This window comes from Halapricum sp. CBA1109 (assembly GCF_009741825.1).
Classification (GTDB): Archaea; Halobacteriota; Halobacteria; order Halobacteriales; family Haloarculaceae; genus Halapricum.
In genome coordinates this window covers 1-17137 of the sequence record NZ_WPCA01000013.1, presented here as the reverse complement: position 1 = coordinate 17137, position 17137 = coordinate 1, and the positions used below count along the sequence as shown (strand labels likewise).

Here is a 17137-nt window from a genome sequence, read left to right as displayed (position 1 = left end):
CTACTCGCCGGCGTGGAACTGCACGTCCGCTACGAGGGCGACGACGACCCGGAGAAGTGCAGCGCCCGGAAACTCGCCCGCTTCGACCTCGCGACGCTGCACCGCTCGGCCCGGGCGACGCCGCCCGGTATCGTCCTCAGCCCCTTCGCCGAGCAGGCGCTCTCGCCGGCCGACGCCGACGCCGACCGATTGGTCGCGCTCGACTGCTCGTGGGAAACCGCCGAGGCGGAGGCGTTCGACCTCCGCGGGACCCACCGGGCGCTCCCGTTCCTCGTCGCCGGAAACCCCGTCAACTACGGCACGCCCTTCCAGTTGAACACCGTCGAGGCCTTCGCCGGTGCCCTCGCTATCCTCGGCCACGACGAACAGGCCGAGGACATCCTCTCGAAGTTCTCCTGGGGCCACACCTTCCTCGAACTCAACGAGGAACCGCTCCGGCGGTACGCCGACTGTACGGACTCGACGGACGTGCTCGCGGTCCAAGACGACTACCTCGCCGAGGAGTAGTCTCCGGTTATCGTTCGTCACATACACAATACTGTGGGCCGGACCGCTCGCCAGTATTTAAGCAAAGTACATATTCGGGGAAAAATATATATTTTACGGGGATTTCCCCGGCGTGAGACGGGGTGTCCGGCTTGATAATCGTGCGTTCTATAGGCACACCTATGATCGCCGCCGCCCAGTCCGGTGCGCTCGCGCTTCCCGGTCCCGAGCTGTTGACACCGCTGCTCACCGCGGAACTCGCCAGTCGCATCCAGTTCGGATGGACCATCACGGTCCACATCCTCTTTGCCGCGCTGTCCATCGGCCTCGCGCCGTTCATCGTCTACTTGACCTACAAGGACGTCACGACGGGCGAGGAACGCTACGCCCACTTGCGGTCGTTCTGGCTGAAGGTGTTCGGCGTCGGGTTCGTGATGGGGACGGTCACGGGCATCCCGATGAGCTTTCAGTTCGGGACGAACTTCCCCGTCTTCTCGGAGTTCTCCGGGGAGATGATCGGCGGACCGCTGGCGTTCGAGGCGAAGATGGCTTTCTTCCTCGAAGCCGTTTTCCTCGGTGTGTTGCTGTTCGGCCGCGAGCGCGTCACCGACCGGATGTACGTCCTCTCGTCGGTGCTTGTCGGCGTCGGCGCGTGGCTATCTGGCTTTTGGATCCTCGTCGTCAACTCCTGGATGCAGACCCCACAGGGGTTCGAACTGGTCCAGCGCAACGGCCAGACCATCGCGAAACTCACCGACCCCATCGCGGCCTTCCTCAACCCGCGGCTCCCGTGGATGTACTTCCACATGATCAACGCCTCGGTCATCGCCGTCGCGTTGCTGGTCGGCGGCGTCGCGGCCTACTTCGTCTGGCGAAAGCGCGACTCGGCGGCGTGGAACACCGCGCTGAAGGCCGCCGTCGTCGTGTTGCTCGTGACCGCGCCGATACAGGCACTACACGGTGACGCCTACGCCCGTCACGTCCAGGACACCCAGCCCCAGAAGTTCGCCGCGATGGAGGCTCACTACGACAGCGGCGAGGCCGACTTACACCTCATCGCCCTCCCGACGGACTTCTCCTCGTTCACCGATCCGCGTGCTGAGAACCTCTTCACCGTCTCGTTACCCGGGTTTGCCTCGTTCCTCGCCGAGGGTGACCTCGACGCGCCGATACAGGGGTTAGACGCCTACGAGGAGAACCCACCAGTGGCGCTGGTGTTCTGGTCGTTCCGCTTCATGGTCGGACTTGGATTCCTCTTCATCGGCCTCGCGCTGTGGGGCGGGTACCGACTCAAGCAGGGCCGTCTCGCCGACAGCGGACGGTTCCTCGGCGCGATGATGCTTGCGACGCCGCTGGGGTACGCCGCCCTGCTGACCGGGTGGTACGTCACCGAAATCGGGCGCCAGCGTGGGTCGTCCAGGACGTCCTGACGACCAGCGAGGCCCACTCGCCGACGCTCACGGCGGCGGAGGCGACGGGGACGCTCGCGCTGTTCATCGTCCTCTACGTCCTCCTCGTCGCCGCCGCACTGTTCGTCCTGCGGTGGCTGATGCAGGCCGAACTCGAGCGGATGGGCGTCGAGTCTACCGACCGTGGCTCCGGCCGCGAGCGCCTCCCGTGGGTGAGTGGCGATGACTGAGGCGCTGTTCGTCGACGCCTACCTCCACCCGTCGCTGCCGACGGTCTGGTTCGGCGTCGTGATGTTCGCCGTCGGGATGTACGTCGCGCTGGACGGCTTCGACTTCGGCATCGGGATGCTGTACGCGACCCGCCGGGACGAACACGACCGGGAGACGCTGCTCGCGGCCTTTGGCCCCGTCTGGGACGCCAACGAGGTGTGGCTGGTCGCGTTCGGGACGACGCTGCTGGCGGCGTTCCCGCTGGTGTACTCGCAGCTGCTCAGCGACAACTACCTCGTCGCTATCGGGTTCGTCCTCGCGCTGCTTTTGCGCGGCGTCTCGCCGGAACTGCGCGAACAGCGTGAGGCCGCCCAGTGGCGTCGTCTCTGTGACCGGCTGTTCGTCGCCGGGAGCACGCTCGCGCCCCTCCTGCTGGGCCTCCTCGTCGGGAACTGGGTGTTCGCGAGCGGAACCCTGTCGCTGCCGAGCGTCCTCACGGCCGTCGGCCTGCTGGCCCTCTCGGTGGCTAACGGCGCGGCCTTCCTCGCTGCGAAGACCCGCGGCCGCCTCGCAGACGAGATGCGCCGCTACGGTATCGCCGGGACGGCCGCGTACCTCGGCGGCGTGGTCGTCCTCCTCGCCGTCGTCGTCGTGACCGACGCCGGGGGAACAGGCCGACGCCGTCCTCTCGGTGCCTGGCGTCGCCGTCGTCGCGCTCTCCGTCGTCGCCGGCGTCGCCGGCATACTGCTGGCCCGCCGCGGCGACGACCGGCGCTGGTTCGCCAGTACGCTCGCGCTCTCGGGACTGCTGGTCGCGTTCGTCGCGGTGTTGCTCTACCCGACCGTCTACCCACCGACGGGGCACACGGTCAGCGACGTCGTCGTCTCGCCGCTGGCGCTGAACCTCACGACGGTCCTCGGACTACCGGTCCTGCTGGTCGTCCTGTGGTACTTCAAGTACCTCTATGGCGTGTTCAGCGGGCCGATAGACGCCGACGGCTACGGGGCCTGATCACGACCGGCCCTGCTCGCGGACGAGGTGGACCACGCCCGGCGAGAGGTCGAGTTCGTCGAGGCCGGCGTCGACGTTCACGTCCGGCGCGTCCGCGGGTCGCCGTCGTCCTATCCGGGCGACGCGACTCAGGTACGCCAGCCACAGCGTCTCGGTCGCCGCCGCTACCGACGGTTCCGACAGGCGCGTCCACCCGTCGCCGGTCTCGGCGTCCGCCAGTCCGTGCCTGACGACGACGCGCGGGAGTTTCCCGGGGAAGCGCGCCGCGACGGACCCTGCTTCGACCCGGCCGAACGCCCGCCCGCCGACCCTGAGTGTCGTCCGGACGCGCCCGTCGCTCCGGGTCCGGACCCGGACGACGCCGTCCCACGTCGAGGCCGAATCGAGAACCGCCGCCGTTCGCTCGGTCAGTTCACTGTCCATTCACTGTGTGGTACGGTGCCACGAAACATAAGTTGCTCCCCGCCGTAGGCGCGTCCCTCACCGCTCGACGGGAGTGATACCGTCCCCGCCCCCTTCGACGGCGAGGGGACTCGACGGGAGGCCCGCCGGGAGGTCCGGTTCGTTGTAGCCCGCTGGCGCCACGTCGTTCGGCGTCTCGGGGTAGCAAAGCGACGCCAGCGCCTGAATGTGGTCGCGTCCGATACCGAGTTCGAACTGGCCGCCGCCGTACATCCTGATGTCGTGTTCCTCGCAGTACTCGACGGCCCCAAACAGCGACTCGACGCTCCCGAACCGCGAGGGCTTGATGTTACACCACGAGGGCTCGAACGGCAGGTCCACGATATCCTGCCGGGACTCGATGGGCGCGTCCCAGGAGACGCGGTCCTCCTCGCCGTCGAACACCGGCCGCGTCTCCGCCGTCAGGTCGGGGTCTTCGATCACCGCCTCGGGAAACGCCGAGACGACCCGGTCGTAGAACGAGGGGTCGGCGTCCTGATCGACCTCCGTCCCCTCGTACTGGCCTTTCAAATCGAGGATGCGGACCCGGTCGCGGGCCGCCACGTCGGCGATCAGGTCGTCGTCCCACGCCGGCGTCGGATCGAGTTTCAACTCGATGTCGGGGTCGTACGCCAGCAGTTCGTCGACCCGGTCGGCCGTCGGCGGGTCGCCCAGTCGCGTGCTCACGACGAACCGGACGGGGTCGTACGTCCGGTCGATCACGTCCCCGAGGGTCCGCCCGGCCTGTCGGAGCGCGAGGTCAAGCGCCGCGCTCTCGACAGCCCAGCGCCGGTAGTGGCGGAACACCTCCCGCTCGGGCGGTTCGGGGAACAGATCGAACTCGTCCAGTCGTCGGGAGTACTCGCCGAAGGTCGTCTCGCCGGTCGGTAGGTCGACCCCCTCACGCTGGAGTATCTCGTGGTCCTCGGTCTCGTATGTCACGTCTTCGCCCCGTCCCGTCTCGCCCGCGCCGCGGAGGACGAACGTCGTCGTCGCGCGGACGAACCCGCTCGTCGTGTCCCGCTCACGGCCCGACAGCGTCCAGTCCTCGACGGTCAGCGGCAGGTCGGCGACGGCTTCGTACATACAGACTCTCCGGGCGAGCGGTACTGATACTGTTTCTTGTCGCTGTGTACCGGTGTGACCCCCGAACTCGGGCGGTCCATACCTGAATGACCGACAAGAAACAGTATGTGGCTGTGGCCGTCCCGGACTGGAAACGCTTAAACGGCCCCGCCGGAAAGAGGCGAGTAATATGGCAAGCTTCGAGAAAGCCGAGGACCGCATCCTCACGAAGATGATCTGTATGCGCTGTAACGCCCGCAACTCCCAGCGCGCCGACCGGTGCCGCAAGTGCGGCTACGGCAACCTCCGCCCGAAAGCCAAAGAACCCCGAACTGCCTGATTCTCGGCGTCTCGCGTCCGTCTTTCTGTCGACAGCCAGCGACTGCGCCCGCTACTCGTCGGGATATTTCGGCTGTCGCTTCTCCGCTCGACCCAGCGCCGTCTCGACGACGTCCCGCACGTCGCCGTGGAAGACGCCGCCGTGCCCGGCGTACATATGTTCGACGCCCTCGGGAAACCGATCCAGTAGCCGCTGTAGGCTCTCTATCAGGCGCTCGCGGGACTGGTCCGGCCGGTCGGTCCGGCCGAAGCTTCCGTAGTCGAACGCGCCGTCGTCGTGGACCACCACGTCGCCGCTGAACAGCGACGACTCGCCCAAAAGCGAGACGTGGTCGTCGGCGTGGCCCGGCGTGTACACCACCTCACAGTCCTCGTCGCCGACGGTCACCACGTCGCCGTCGGAGAGTTCGTGCGTCCGCCGGGGGTGGTCGGCGTAGGCGTACAGGTCGGCGTCGAAGCGGTCCAGTACGGCCCCGAGTTCGGCGACGTGGTCGCCGTGCTGGTGGGTCACCACGACGCTGTCGAGTTCCTCGACGTGTGACGCGACCACGTCCTCGACACCGGGCATCGCGCCAGCGTCGACCAGCGTTGCGGTGCCGTCCCCGCCGACGGCGAGGTAGGCGTTGCAGGTGAACGTCTCCGCCTCGGCCGTGACGTTGTGTACTTCCATACTATTACCCACTCGCCCGTCCCGCTTCAGTGTGGCGACACCCGGGATTGTTTCACTACTCTCGTAGTACGAACGATGGGCAAGCGCTTTTGACGGTGAACGTACATAGTTCTACACGTATGGGGTTCGGTAGCTACGACGAGTCAGAACAGGAGAACCAGGAGTACGACACAGACCTCGACGGTGAGGACGGCGTCTCCACGGAGGAAAGCACTCACGAGGGCGACGTCGAGTACGAGTTCACCGCCTCGAACGACGAACTTCTCAACAAACTCGAAGACATCAAGGAGAACACCTGAGCGTGAAATCCGGGGTTCGAGCCCTGGGCATCGCGGAGTCGTTCAGCGAGGACCGGAGCACTATCGCCGGCGCGTCGTCCGGGCCAACCGCGTCGTCGACGGACTGGCGTTCGCCAGTTGCACCGTCGGCGGGACGGACGCCACCGACAGCGTCGTCCAGTTACTCGCGGACCTCGACCGGCCGGACGCCCGGTACGTCCTGATCGCCGGCATCGCGCCGGCGTGGTACAACGTGCTCGACCTGCCGACCATCCACGAGGCCGCCGACCGGCCCGTCCTCTCGGTCTCCTTCGGGGACAGCGAGGGGTTGGAGTCGGCCCTGCGGGAGGCCTTCGACGGCGCGGGACTGACCCGACGGCTGACGACCTACCACGCCCAACCGGACCGCCGCGAGGTCGCCGTCGACGGGGAGACAGTGTACGTCCGGTCGGTCGGGTGTTCCGAGTCGACGGCCGCGGACGTGGTCCGGGCGTTCACGCCCGAGGGCGGCCGCCCCGAACCGCTCCGTGTCGCGCGGATGGCCGCCCGCGCCGGCGAGAGCTACCGCGAGTAACCACTCACTCGGTCGCCCGACTCCGGCGCACTCTTTGTCCTCGCCCGCCGAGAGCGAGTATGCGCGAGTTGTGCGTCGAGGACTGCGAACGCTGTCCCGAACTCGTCGACTCCCGGTCACGCATCGTCGACGGCGTCGGCCCGCCCGACGCGGACCTGCTGTTCGTCGGCGAGGCGCCCGGGGAGAACGAGGACGAGTCGGGCGAACCGTTCGTCGGGCGCAGCGGAACCGTACTGGACGACGCCCTCAGGGACGCCGGCCTCGACCGCTCGGACGTCCGCATCACCAACTGCGTCCGCTGTCGCCCCCCGGACAACCGCGACCCGACGAGCGAGGAACTGGCCAACTGCCGCGGCTACTTAGAGACCGAAATCGACCGCGTCGACCCCGACGTGATCGTCACCCTCGGGAAGGTCCCCAGCCAGCACCTCCTCGGACGCGACGTGGCGGTGACCAGCGAAGCGGGGGACCTCTCGGACGTGACCATCGAGGGCAAGCCGCGCCGCGTCCTCGTCTCCGTCCACCCGGCGGCGACGCTGTATGACCGGAGCCAGCGCGACACCTTCGAGGAGACGATAGCGCGGGCCGCAGGATTCCTCGACGATGACGGCGGCCAGTCCCGCCTCGGCGAGTTTTGACGGTTAGTTCTCGCCCAGCGCGCCCTCGCCGACGGGGTCGTGGCCCTCGATGACTTCTTGCCCGTCCATATACGGCTGGAGGGCTTCGGGGACGTCGACGGTCCCGTCGTCGTTCTGGTAGTACTCCAGAATCGCAACCATCACGCGGGGGAGCGCGAGCCCCGAGGCGTTCAGCGTGTGGATGTACTCGGCGGACTCGTGGTGCTCCGGCCGGTACTGGATCCCGGCCCGCCGGGCCTGGAACTCCTCGAAGTTCGAGGCGGACGAGACTTCGAGCCAGCGGCCGCCCTCGTCGGGGCCGTGGTCCATATCGTCGCCGGGCGCCCACACCTCGATGTCGTAGGTCCGCGCGGAGGCGAACGTGAGGTCGCCGCCACAGAGCAGGACCGTCCGGTAGGGCAAGCCCAGTCGGTCAAGCACTTCCTCGGCCTCGCCGACGAGCGCTTCCAGTCGCTCGTCGCTGTCCTCGGGGCGGACGAAGTTGACCAACTCGACTTTGTTGAACTGGTGGACCCGAACGATACCGCGGGTCTCGGTGCCGTGTTCGCCGGCTTCCCGCCGGAAGTTCGGCGTGTATGCCTGATGTTTCAGCGGCAGGTCCTCGTCCAGCAGAATCTCGTCGCGGTACATGTTCGTGACCGGCACCTCCGCCGTCGGACAGAGCCACAGGTCGTCGTCCTCGTAGTCGTCGTGTTCGCCGCCCCCGACCCGGTAGGCGTCCTCGTTGAACTTCGGCAACTGGCCCGTCCCGCGCATCGACTCGCTCGTCACCGGGATCGGCGGGAAGACGTCGGTGTAGCCCTGTTCGCGGTGGATGTCCAGCATAAACTGGATGAGCGCGTGCTCCAGTCGCGCGCCGTCGCCCTTCAGGAAGAAGAAGCCGCCGCCCGAGACTTTCGCCGCGCGGTCCTCGTCGATGATCTGTAACTGCTCGCCCAACTCGTAGTGGGGCGTCACTTCCTCGGCGTCGACCCGCAGATCCCCGAAGCCCTCACGGCGGACCTCGACGTTGTCGCTCTCGTCCTCGCCCGGCGGGACGTCATCCTGGGGGACGTTCGGAATCTCAAGCAGCGCCCGGTCGAGGTCGGCCTTCAGGTCCTCGGCACGGTCCTCGACGTCCGCTATCTCGGCTTTCAGCTCCTGGGAGCGCTCGATGGCCTCTTGGGCCTCGTCGTCTTTGCCCGCCTGTTTGAGCTGGCCGATTTCGCTGGAGACCTCGTTTCGCTCGTGGCGGAGTTCGTCGCCTCTCGCCTTCAGGTCCCGCCACTGCTCGTCCAGTTCCAGCAGTTCGTCGACGTCGACGTCCGTCGTGCCGCGGAGTGCGAGCCCTTCCCGCACGGCGTCCGTGTGCTCGCGGAGATACTCTCGGGAGATCATTGGCGGCGCTACTCCGCGGCGCGGGAAAATCGTATCGCTCCACCGTCACGGCGTGTCAACCCACCGCAAGAACTATGTTCCGCTTCGCGGGCGTCCGCTGGGGCGACTCGCCGGCCGCCCGCCGCGCTCACATCCAGATTAGCTGGGCGTGGCGCGTCCCGTCGATGTCCATCACGTTCTCCTCGGCGACGAAGCCCTCCTCGACGGCGATCTCGACCGCTCGCTCGCCGACGAGGTTCGCCGTCGTACAGTCCCCGAGGCTCTCGACGACGGCCGCCGCGTCGGCGGGGTCGCCGTCGTAGAACTCCTCGGTGACGGTCAGGCTCACTTGGCCGTCCTCGAACGTCTCGCCCAGCACGTCGGCGTCACAGACGGCGACGACGCGCCCCTCGTCGGTGTCCCGTTCGGCCAGCAACAACCCGTCGGTGGTGTTCCCGGCGCTCATTCCATCAGCTTCTCCTGCTGGTTCTCACGCAGTTCCTCGGCCTCCTCGGCGACTTCCTCGGCGCGGTCGAACTCCTCCAGTTCGTCCAGCGCGCGGGCCTTCTCCTCTAAGACTTCGGCGTTGCGGAATCCGAGTCTCGTGGCGTTGTCGAAGGCGTTCAGCGCGTCCTCGGCGAGGCCACGCTCCAACAGGAAGAAGCCGCGGTTGTACCACGCCTGTCCCGAGCGCTCGTCGAGTTCGACGGCGCGCTCGGCGTGCTCTAAGGCCTGTTCGGTCCGGCCGGCCTCCCAGTAGGCGTAGGCGAGGTTCGTCTCGGCCGGGGCGGCGTGTTCGGACTCGTCGTCGATGCGCAGCGCCTCCTTGTAGGCCCCGATGGCCTGGTCGTACTCCTCCATCTCGGAGTGGGCCGCGCCCTTGTTCACCCACGCCTCCTGTTCGACCATATCGTCGTCGGCGTACTGGGCGGCGCGTTCGAAGGTGTCGACGGCCTGTTCGTGTCGGTTGATCCCAATGTACCCGAGGCCGACGTCCAGCAGTTGCTCGGCGTCGACGGAGTCGGCGGCGATGTTCCGGTCGTCGAGCATGTCGGCCACGACGCGGGAGTCGACGGGGTCGACCTTGTCGGGGTCGACGTCTAGCTCCGGCGGGTCGAGGTCGAACCCCTCGTAGGGCTCGTCGAATCCCTGCCCTTCGGAGAAACGGTGGTCGTCGCGCTCGTCGTCTGTCATACACTGAAATTGGCGAGGCGGAGGGTTAAGGCCTGCGTCCCGTAGACGGGGGTATGAGCAGACGGCTGTTCGTCAGCGTCGACTGCGACGGCCTCGCCGAGGATATCGCCGCCGTGCAGGCCCGTCTCCCCGACGCCGACGGCCTCGACCGCACCGACCCCGAACAGGCACACGTCACCCTCCAGTTCCTCGGGGACACCGACCCCGACCGCGTCTCCGATATCGTCGCCGCCCTCGAATCGGCCGTCGAGGCGGCCGGCATCGACCCCTTCGCGGCCGAACTCGGCGGCCTCGGCGTCTTCCCGTCGATGGCGTACATCAGCGTCGTCTGGTTGGGCGTCCGCTCGGGCGGCGAGCAACTGACACGGCTCCACGAGGCAATCGAACCCCGTACGGTCGAACTCGGCTTCGAGGCCGACGACAACGAGTTCACGCCGCACGTCACGCTCGCGCGGATGCGCCACGCGGGCCCGAAAGCCGCCGTCCAGCGGGCCGTCCGCGAGAGCGACCCCGACGCCGGGACGCTCGCTGTCGAGGCGGTTCGACTCACCGAGAGCGTCCGCACCGAGGACGGCCCCGAGTACACCACCCTCGCCGCCGTCCCGCTGTCTTAGGCCGGCCGAAAACAATCAAAATCCCGATAAGTCTTAACTCCCGGAGGCGTCAAGGGCCGGCTATGGGACTGCTTGCGAACCTCGTGTTCGTCTTCGTCGCGGGGTTGATCACCGCGCTGGCGACCGGGCTGGGCGCGCTCCCGTTTTTCCTGTTCTCGGACATCGGCGAGCGCTGGCAGGTCCGGTTGTGGGGACTGGCGTCGGGCATCATGCTCGCGGCGTCGGGCTTTGGCCTCGTCCGCGAGGGGCTGGCGGAGGGGACGCTGACGGAGGTGGGCATCGGGCTGGCGGCGGGGGTCGTCCTCGTCGTCGTCAGCCATCGCGTCCTCACCGACGCCGAGATAGACCCCAAGGAGTACGCCGAGGCCGACTACAAGAAACTCGTGTTGATACTGGGTGTGCTGACGGTCCACAGCTTTCCCGAGGGGGTAGCGGTCGGCGTTTCCTTCGCCGAACTCGGCCTCTCGGAGGCCCAAGGACCGGTGCTGTTGGGCGTGACGGTCCCCCTGCTCGCGGTGTTTATGACCGTCGCCATCTCCATCCACAACGTCCCAGAGGGGGTGGCCATTTCCATCCCGCTCCGGTCACTCGGGGTCGACGAGTGGCGGATGGTCTGGTGGTCGGTGTTCTCCAGCCTCCCCCAGCCCATCGGTGCCGTGCTGGCGTTCGCGTTCGTCCGCGTCGCCCGGGAGTTTCTCCCCATCGGCTTCGGGTTCGCCGCGGGCGCGATGGTGTACCTCGTGCTGACGGAGTTCATCCCCGAGGCCCTCGATGTCGGTGCGGACCTGCCGGGCCGGGGCCGCGGGGACCTCGCCGGCGGTATCGTCGTCGGCGTCGTGGCGATGATTCCGCTGGCGCTGGTCTAGATAGGGAGGCGGCTGGCGACGGCCTCCAACTCCAGCGTGACCGATAGCTCCTCGACTCGCTCGGGTGGGACCGTCTCTCCGCGGTAGTCCGAGTGGTCGAGCACGAAGTACGCCGGGCCCTCACCGTTCAACTCCTCTCGGCCCTTGTCAGCCGTCGAGGCCATATAGAGATCCTCGGACATCCGCGTCGCCCGGCCGCCCAGCGACTGGTCACCGGCTGGCTTCCGGTCGACGGACTCGCCGTCGACGTACGAGCGGTAGGGCTCGACGTCGTCGGGGTCGGTGAAGACGTAGACGTCGAACGGTCGCTCCTCCTTGGCGACGAACTTGATGCCGCTGGCCTCGGCCGGTAGCTCCTGTATCCAGCCGCTCCCGCGCGGAACTGTCACCGATTTGTTTGTCGAGTGGACCACGTCGCCGCCGGCACAGCCGGCTGTCCCGGCGACCGCACCCGCAGCGACTGTCTGAAGATACGCTCGGCGTCGCATTGTAGACACTCGACCGACCACGACTTTAACCCCCGCCCCCCAGTTCTCAGACCTGAATATCGACGGACGGGGCGAAAAGAACACACATTTAAGCCACCGACGGGAAAGGACTGCTACTATGGGTAAGAAATCGAAGGGCAAGAAAAAGCGACTCTCGAAACTGGAGCGCCAGAACAGCCGCGTTCCGGCGTGGGTCATCATGAAGACGGACCGTGACGTCCAGCGCAACCCCCAGCGCCGCCACTGGCGGCGTAGCGACACCGACGAATAATGAGCGCGAGTGACTTCGAGGAGCGCGTGGTCACCGTCCCGCTGAAGGACGCCCACGCCGCTCCCAAACAGGAACGCGCCGACAAGGCGATGTCCATCATCCGAGGGCACCTCGCCAAGCACTTCTCGGTGGCCGAGGACGACGTGCGTCTGGACCCGGCGATCAACGAGGCCGTCTGGGCCCGGAGCCGGTCGAAACCGCCGCGAAAGCTCCGCGTCCGCGCCGCCCGCTTCGACGAGGAGGGCGAGGCGGTCGTCGAGGCCGAACCCGCAGAGTAGAGCGTTGTTCCGCGCCGCCTTCTCCGGATCGTCCTACGTCGGTGTCTTCGCGCGAGCGACCGACGACGTGTTGCTCGTCCGTCCGGACGTCGAGTCCGACCTCCTGACGGAGTGTACCGAGGCCCTCGACGTACCGGCCGTCGAGACGACTATCGGCGGGTCCGTCACCGCCGGCGCTCTCGCCGTCGGCAACGAGAACGGCCTGTTGGTCAGTTCCCGCATCACCGACCGCGAACGCGACCGTATCGCCGACGCAGTCGACAAACCGGTCGTCGAACTTCCGGGCCGGATCACGCCGCCGGGAACGTCGTCGTCGCCAACGACGCCGGTGCGTTCTGTCACCCGGACCTCTCCCGGCAGGCCCTACAGGCCGTCGAGGAGGCCCTCGACGTTCCGGTCGAACGCGGCCGGGTCGCCGGCCTCGACACCGTCGGCACCGCCGTCGTCGCCACTAACGAGGGCGCGCTGGCACACCCTGAGGCCGACGAGCCGACCTGTGACACGCTCGAGTCGGTGCTGGACGTCCCGGTCGACGTCGGAAGTATCAACTACGGGAAGCCGCTGATCGGTGCCGGGCTGGTCGCCAACGACACCGGCTACGTCGCCGGACAGGACACGTCCGGGCCGGAACTGGGCCGCATCGAGAGCGCGCTCGGCTACCTCGACTGAGGCGTTTTGGGACGCGTCGGGACGACCACTCGACAGTTCGAGCCCGAAAAACAGACTGTGTCGACAGCGCTGCCGCTAGTCGGTCGGCGACAGCACCACGTCGACACCGGATGTCAGGCCACGTTGAAGCCCTTGTCGCGGAGGAAGTCCTCGACGCGACCGGTGTGGTTGCCCTGCAGCTCGATCTGTCCGTCCTCGACAGTCCCCCCACAGGCGAACTTCGATTTCAGGTCAGAGGACAGACTGTCCATATCGACGTCGCTGGGGTCGAATCCCTCGATGATCGTTACCTCTTTCCCGTAACGGCGCTCGTCGATGCGGATGTTGATCTCCTGGGACTCTTTGGCGACGTCCTCACAGACGCAGAGCTCCTCAGGCAGCCCGCACGTCGAGCAGACTTCCGACATTACACCCACGCGTACGAAATCAACATATTAAACACTATCGGGACTTCCCACGCCGTCGCCGGTCCGCTCAGCGGTCGCCGACGACGGAATCGGCCAGCTCGACGGCTCTATCGGCGTCACCGTCGGTTATTTCGTCGGCGTACCGCGCCCGCTCGTACAGCCGACCGAGTTCCGTGATTCGCTCGTCGTCGGCGACGGCCTCGACGTACTGGCCGACGGTCTCACCGGCACGCCGAGGTCGGTCGGACCGCTCTAACACCGACTCGACGCGCTCGTAGGCCCGCTCCACATCTGTCGTCGGGTCCCGCCGGGGCTGGTACCGCAACCACACCGCTCGGTAGAGCCGTGTCGGCACACCGCTCCGGCGCGCGCCCACGACGAAGCCCAACAGCGCCACCGATCCGAGGAACAACTCCTCCCGGGAGGGTAACTCCGGTCCGCTGTCGGTGCTGACCCGCTGTCGGTTCGGCGCGAGCGTCCCCGTCGTGGCCGCCGTCGTCGGCGTCGACGCGTTCGCCGTCGTCGTGTTGTTCGTGGCCGTCGTGGTCGTGTTCGAAGTCCGCGAGTCGTTCAGCCACGGCGGGTCCTCCGAGGTGGTTGCCGTCCCCTGTGGCGTCGGCGGGGTGTAGCCGCCGCCGGTCGTCTCGCTGGTGTCGACATCTTCCTCGCCGTCCTCGCGGGCCTGTTCGAGTCGGTCGTTCTCGGTGTTCTCGCGCGGCCCGGCCGGCGTCGGGTCGAACTGCACCCACCCGACCTCGGGGAAGTACACCTCGACCCACGCGTGGGAGTTGTACCCGCGGACGACCCACTCGTCCTCGCCGACCCGCTCGCCCGGGGTGTAGCCGACGGCCATCCGCGCGGGGATGCCTTGGGTCCGTAACATCACGGCCATCGTCGTCGCGAAGTACGTGCAGTACCCCTGCTCGCGCTCGAAGAGGAACTCGTCGGCGACGTCGTTCCCCGGTGGTGGCACGTCCAGCGAGTAGTCGTAGCTGTTTTTCAGCCACCGCTCGATGGTTAGCGCCGTCTCGTAGGGCGTGTTCGCGTTGGCGGTCAGCCGGCTACTCCGCTGGCGGACCCGGTCCGGCGTACTCTCGGGCAACTGGGTGTAGGCCTCGACGATACGGTCGGGGTAGTCGCCGCCGGACTGTGCCAGAAGGGCGCTCGTCGTCTGCGGGCGCTCGCTGCGGACGGTGTAGCTGTCGCCCGCCTCCAGCGGTTGTCGACTCTGGAGTTCGCCCGAGCGGGTCGCAAGCGGGTTCTCGATACCGGAGACGGCCACCGGCCGCCAGGCCGCCGGGACCACCCGCGTCGGGCTCTCGACAGTGACGGTCTGTCTGAGCGTCCGCGAGTCCCCCCGCGGGCTCGATAGCCGACCGAGGTTCCCCGTCGCCTCGCCCTGCCGCGTCCAGCCGTCGCCGGTGTAGAGGTCGTAGGACCCGGTCTTCCAGTAGGCGGGGTCCTCGCTCTCGACGGTGAACCGAACCGTTGCCGACAGCTCGATGCTCCCCTGTATCGACATCGCGTCGGTGTTCGACAGCAGGTTTCCTTCGAGGGTCCCGTCGTCGGTGAGGCCGCCGTTGTCGGTGAACCCGGTGCTGGGCGAGTAACTCAGCGCCGCCCCTTGGGGAACCATCGCCACCGTCATCGAGACGACGATGACGACGGCCAGTGCGACGGTCACGACCTCGGCGCTCCTGACGCTCGCGTCGACCCGTTCGAGCGTTCCGAGCGCGACCAGCGCCAGCGCGCCGACGGTGCCGACCAGCGCGACTTGGAGGGTCGCGTCCCCCGTCAGGATGAAGAAGGCCACCGTCGCGCCGCCGATCAGCGCCGACCACTCGTAGCGCCGACGCAGCGCGAGATACCACGTCAGGAACACCGGGCCGGGCGTCACAGCCAGCACCCACAGTTTGACGTTGACGATCTCGAGGGTCGAGTGCCCCGACAACAGCGCGACGACGTACTGGCTGTGTGCCCCCCACGCGAACGCCGCCGACGGCAGGGTTCGGAGGTACGCGAACAGCCCGACAGCCAGCATCGCGCCGGCGACCCCGAGCGCTACCTTCGTGGGAATGTATCGGGCAAGCACCGTCGCGGCGACCAGCGTCACGCCGACGATGACCAGCAACTCCGTCGGGTCCCCGAGACGTTGACGACGTGGTAGACGGCCGTCAGGTACGCCGCGATGATCGAGAGGCCGGCGAGCAACGCCCCGCCGCGCAACAGCCGTCCGTCGCCGTCGCCGCGGTCGGTGTTCCGGACGACGCTCATCAGGCCGTCACCCCCCGCCGGTCGTCGCCTCTCTCGGTGAGCGCCGTCGTCCCCTCGCGCAACTGCTCGAAGGCGACCCGCCGGTCGCCGATAGCGACGGTCGTTCCGGTCGCCGTTCCCTCGACGGTCACGTCGGCGTCGACGTCTTTCTCCGGACGCCCCGCGTCGACCGTCGCCAGCGTCGAGAGTAGCGCCTGCCGGTCCTCGTGGGTCGGTTGCGCCGTGACGGTGCCGGACGGCAGGACGACCTCGACCGGGAGGCCCCGTTCGAGCACGGTGACGCAGACGCTGGCGACGGCACTGGCCATCCCGTCGGCACCGCCCTCGGCCGCGTCCCCGCGGACGGTCAGCGTCTCCGTGGGCTCTCGCCCGGCGAACTCCTTGACGAACAGTTCGTCGTCGTGTTTGGCGCTGGTCTTCCAGTGGACGTCACGCAGGGGGTCCCCGGGCGTGTACTCCCGGACCGTGTCGAAGGCCTGCCGCTCGGGCGTCTCCCGCGTGGCCAAAAGCGCCGACAGCGCCTCGCTCCCGCCGAGGTCGTACACCGTCGGATAGACGAGTACGTCGTCCGTCCCGCCCGCGGTCACGGTGTAGCGGACGAGCCGAACACGTCGCTCGCCCGGGCCGTCGTCGGTCCGAGGGCGTGTCGGCCCCGCGCCCGGTAGGTCAGGTCGTACTCGACGGTCGCCGGTGGCGACGTCGTCGCCGTCCCGTCGGCGTCGAGACCCTCAGGGACCGTCTCCTCGAGTTCGACGATGGTCGGGCCGCCGTCGACGTGTAGCGCCACCGTCCCGGTGTCGCCGGGGAAGCCAGCACCGGGGACCGTCCGCTCGACGCCCGGCGTCTTCGTCACCAGCAACTGGACGACGCCGACGGCGACGCCGACGAGCACCGGCGCGGCGACGGCATTCAGCGACCGGGCCCCGAACAGCCACGCGAGGGCGATGGCGGCCGCGGCCGCCAGCAGTCCCCCGACGCCGCGCCGGGTCGGCCGCAGTTCACTCCACTGGGACGGTATCGATGGCATTGTCGACTATCTCCTCGGGTGTCGTCTCGGTCGTTCCGGGCTGGATGCGGTGGGGAAAGACCACCCGCGCTCCGTCTGGACGTCGTCGGGCAACACGAAGTCACGCTGTAGCAACAGCGCTCGCCCCTGTGCGGCCCGCAGGAGGGCGATAGACGCCCGCGGGCTGGCGCCGAGTTGCGCGTTCTCCCGCGTGTACGTCGCCAGCCGCGTGACGTACTCGCGTATCGGCTCTCTCACGGTGACCGACGCCGCGGCGGCCTGCGCTTCCCGGAGGTCAGACAGCGTCGCGACCGGGGAGAGTTCCTCTATCGGGTGGTTCCCGACGACCCGGTCGAGCATCGCCACCTCGTCGTCGGTGTCGGGGTAGCCAAGCCGGAGTTTCTTGACGAAGCGGTCGAGTTCGGCCATCGGCAACTCGTAGGTCCGGTCGCGTTCGACGGTGTTCTGGGTGGCGATGACGGTGAACGGGTCCGGCAACTCGCGGGTGTCGCCGTCGACGGTGACCTGCTCTTCCTCCATCGCCTCCAGCAGCGCCGACTGGGTCTTCGGCGGCGCGCGGTTTATCTCGTCG

Annotated in this window: 20 protein-coding genes and 5 pseudogenes; 12 read left to right on the top strand and 13 right to left on the bottom strand. The window is 67.8% G+C overall.

Annotated elements, in window-relative coordinates:
• Positions 1-12 precede the first annotated feature (12 nt).
• From GJ629_RS02795 to GJ629_RS17825, 3 genes and pseudogenes are all read left to right on the top strand, one after another.
• A complete protein-coding gene (locus tag GJ629_RS02795; RefSeq protein ID WP_370515765.1) occupies positions 13-507 on the top strand; it encodes a DUF367 family protein in 495 nt (164 codons plus the stop codon).
• Positions 508-668: 161 nt separating this feature from the next.
• A pseudogene (locus GJ629_RS02790) lies at positions 669-2125 on the top strand (cytochrome ubiquinol oxidase subunit I).
• A pseudogene (locus tag GJ629_RS17825) lies at positions 2118-3117 on the top strand (cytochrome d ubiquinol oxidase subunit II). The pseudogenes GJ629_RS02790 and GJ629_RS17825 overlap by 8 nt, the downstream one beginning before the upstream one ends.
• Here GJ629_RS17825 and GJ629_RS02780 read toward each other — a convergent pair.
• Together GJ629_RS02780 and GJ629_RS02775 are read right to left on the bottom strand one after the other, a co-directional pair.
• A complete protein-coding gene (locus GJ629_RS02780; protein ID WP_157511649.1) occupies positions 3118-3540 on the bottom strand; it encodes a hypothetical protein in 423 nt (140 codons plus the stop codon).
• A 57-nt stretch (positions 3541-3597) separates the two neighbouring features.
• Complete coding sequence (locus GJ629_RS02775; protein WP_157511648.1) at positions 3598-4644, bottom strand: hypothetical protein; 1047 nt, start codon at positions 4642-4644, stop codon at positions 3598-3600.
• Positions 4645-4813: 169 nt separating this feature from the next.
• Between GJ629_RS02775 and GJ629_RS02770 the strand changes: the two genes are divergently transcribed.
• The gene (locus tag GJ629_RS02770) at positions 4814-4963 is read left to right on the top strand and encodes a 50S ribosomal protein L40e (protein ID WP_157511647.1); all 150 of its coding nucleotides are present in this window, start codon (positions 4814-4816) and stop codon (positions 4961-4963) included.
• Between the two features lie 51 nt (positions 4964-5014).
• Here GJ629_RS02770 and GJ629_RS02765 read toward each other — a convergent pair whose 3' ends face one another.
• A complete protein-coding gene (locus GJ629_RS02765; RefSeq protein WP_157511646.1) occupies positions 5015-5632 on the bottom strand; it encodes an MBL fold metallo-hydrolase in 618 nt (205 codons plus the stop codon).
• A 119-nt stretch (positions 5633-5751) separates the two neighbouring features.
• Here GJ629_RS02765 and GJ629_RS02760 point away from each other — a divergent pair, with 119 nt between their 5' ends.
• The 3 genes and pseudogenes from GJ629_RS02760 to GJ629_RS02750 all read left to right on the top strand — a co-directional run bounded on the left by GJ629_RS02760 (position 5752) and on the right by GJ629_RS02750 (position 7122).
• Positions 5752-5931: a DUF5786 family protein gene (locus GJ629_RS02760; RefSeq protein WP_157511645.1), complete on the top strand. Its 180-nt coding sequence runs from the start codon at positions 5752-5754 to the stop codon at positions 5929-5931.
• A 2-nt stretch (positions 5932-5933) separates the two neighbouring features.
• Positions 5934-6484, top strand: a pseudogene (locus GJ629_RS02755) (DUF99 family protein).
• A gap of 59 nt (positions 6485-6543) precedes the next feature.
• Positions 6544-7122 (top strand): uracil-DNA glycosylase family protein, encoded by a 579-nt coding sequence (locus GJ629_RS02750; RefSeq protein WP_157511644.1) that lies wholly within the window; start codon positions 6544-6546, stop codon positions 7120-7122.
• Positions 7123-7125: 3 nt separating this feature from the next.
• On the opposite strand, the gene serS is transcribed toward GJ629_RS02750, so the two are convergent.
• The 3 genes from serS to GJ629_RS02735 form a co-directional block, all read right to left on the bottom strand.
• Positions 7126-8499 carry a serine--tRNA ligase gene (gene serS / locus GJ629_RS02745; protein ID WP_157511643.1) on the bottom strand — a complete coding sequence of 458 codons (1374 nt, stop codon included), beginning with the start codon at positions 8497-8499 and terminating at the stop codon, positions 7126-7128.
• A gap of 127 nt (positions 8500-8626) precedes the next feature.
• A complete protein-coding gene (locus GJ629_RS02740) occupies positions 8627-8917 on the bottom strand; it encodes a DUF424 domain-containing protein (RefSeq protein ID WP_157511660.1) in 291 nt (96 codons plus the stop codon).
• 23 nt (positions 8918-8940) lie between these two features.
• Complete coding sequence (locus tag GJ629_RS02735; RefSeq protein WP_157511642.1) at positions 8941-9672, bottom strand: tetratricopeptide repeat protein; 732 nt, start codon at positions 9670-9672, stop codon at positions 8941-8943.
• Between the two features lie 53 nt (positions 9673-9725).
• On the opposite strand from GJ629_RS02735, the gene thpR reads away from it, so the two are divergent.
• Together thpR and GJ629_RS02725 are read left to right on the top strand one after the other, a co-directional pair.
• Complete coding sequence (gene thpR, locus GJ629_RS02730) at positions 9726-10286, top strand: RNA 2',3'-cyclic phosphodiesterase (RefSeq protein WP_157511641.1); 561 nt, start codon at positions 9726-9728, stop codon at positions 10284-10286.
• 62 nt (positions 10287-10348) lie between these two features.
• Positions 10349-11152: a ZIP family metal transporter gene (locus tag GJ629_RS02725; protein WP_157511640.1), complete on the top strand. Its 804-nt coding sequence runs from the start codon at positions 10349-10351 to the stop codon at positions 11150-11152.
• Here the strand turns inward: GJ629_RS02725 and GJ629_RS02720 are convergent.
• Positions 11149-11640: a hypothetical protein gene (locus GJ629_RS02720; protein WP_157511639.1), complete on the bottom strand. Its 492-nt coding sequence runs from the start codon at positions 11638-11640 to the stop codon at positions 11149-11151. The two genes, GJ629_RS02725 and GJ629_RS02720, sit on opposite strands and share 4 nt — an antisense overlap.
• Before the next feature lie 118 nt (positions 11641-11758).
• Between GJ629_RS02720 and GJ629_RS02715 the strand changes: the two genes are divergently transcribed.
• The 3 genes and pseudogenes from GJ629_RS02715 to GJ629_RS02705 all read left to right on the top strand — a co-directional run bounded on the left by GJ629_RS02715 (position 11759) and on the right by GJ629_RS02705 (position 12858).
• Positions 11759-11911, top strand: a complete 153-nt coding sequence (locus GJ629_RS02715) for a 50S ribosomal protein L39e (RefSeq protein ID WP_157511638.1) — start codon at positions 11759-11761, stop codon at positions 11909-11911.
• Entirely contained in the window at positions 11911-12189 is a 279-nt protein-coding gene (locus tag GJ629_RS02710) for a 50S ribosomal protein L31e (protein WP_157511637.1), read from the top strand. The genes GJ629_RS02715 and GJ629_RS02710 overlap by 1 nt, the downstream gene beginning before the upstream one ends.
• A gap of 4 nt (positions 12190-12193) precedes the next feature.
• Positions 12194-12858 (top strand): annotated as a pseudogene (locus tag GJ629_RS02705) (translation initiation factor IF-6).
• Between the two features lie 113 nt (positions 12859-12971).
• On the opposite strand, the gene yciH reads toward GJ629_RS02705, so the two are convergent.
• The 6 genes and pseudogenes from yciH to GJ629_RS02675 form a co-directional block, all read right to left on the bottom strand.
• Positions 12972-13265 (bottom strand): stress response translation initiation inhibitor YciH, encoded by a 294-nt coding sequence (yciH, locus tag GJ629_RS02700; protein ID WP_015761607.1) that lies wholly within the window; start codon positions 13263-13265, stop codon positions 12972-12974.
• 67 nt (positions 13266-13332) lie between these two features.
• Positions 13333-15396, bottom strand: coding sequence for a DUF3488 and DUF4129 domain-containing transglutaminase family protein (locus GJ629_RS02695; protein ID WP_157511636.1), 2064 nt, complete (start codon positions 15394-15396; stop codon positions 13333-13335).
• Positions 15375-15539: a hypothetical protein gene (locus GJ629_RS02690; RefSeq protein WP_157511635.1), complete on the bottom strand. Its 165-nt coding sequence runs from the start codon at positions 15537-15539 to the stop codon at positions 15375-15377. Before GJ629_RS02690 ends, GJ629_RS02695 begins: the two co-directional genes overlap by 22 nt.
• Positions 15539-16126 (bottom strand): DUF58 domain-containing protein, encoded by a 588-nt coding sequence (locus tag GJ629_RS02685; RefSeq protein ID WP_157511634.1) that lies wholly within the window; start codon positions 16124-16126, stop codon positions 15539-15541. Before GJ629_RS02685 ends, GJ629_RS02690 begins: the two co-directional genes overlap by 1 nt.
• Positions 16123-16566, bottom strand: coding sequence for a hypothetical protein (locus GJ629_RS02680; RefSeq protein WP_157511633.1), 444 nt, complete (start codon positions 16564-16566; stop codon positions 16123-16125). Before GJ629_RS02680 ends, GJ629_RS02685 begins: the two co-directional genes overlap by 4 nt.
• Positions 16538-17137, bottom strand: a pseudogene (locus GJ629_RS02675) (AAA family ATPase); the annotation flags it as partial. The pseudogene GJ629_RS02675 and the gene GJ629_RS02680, both read right to left, overlap by 29 nt.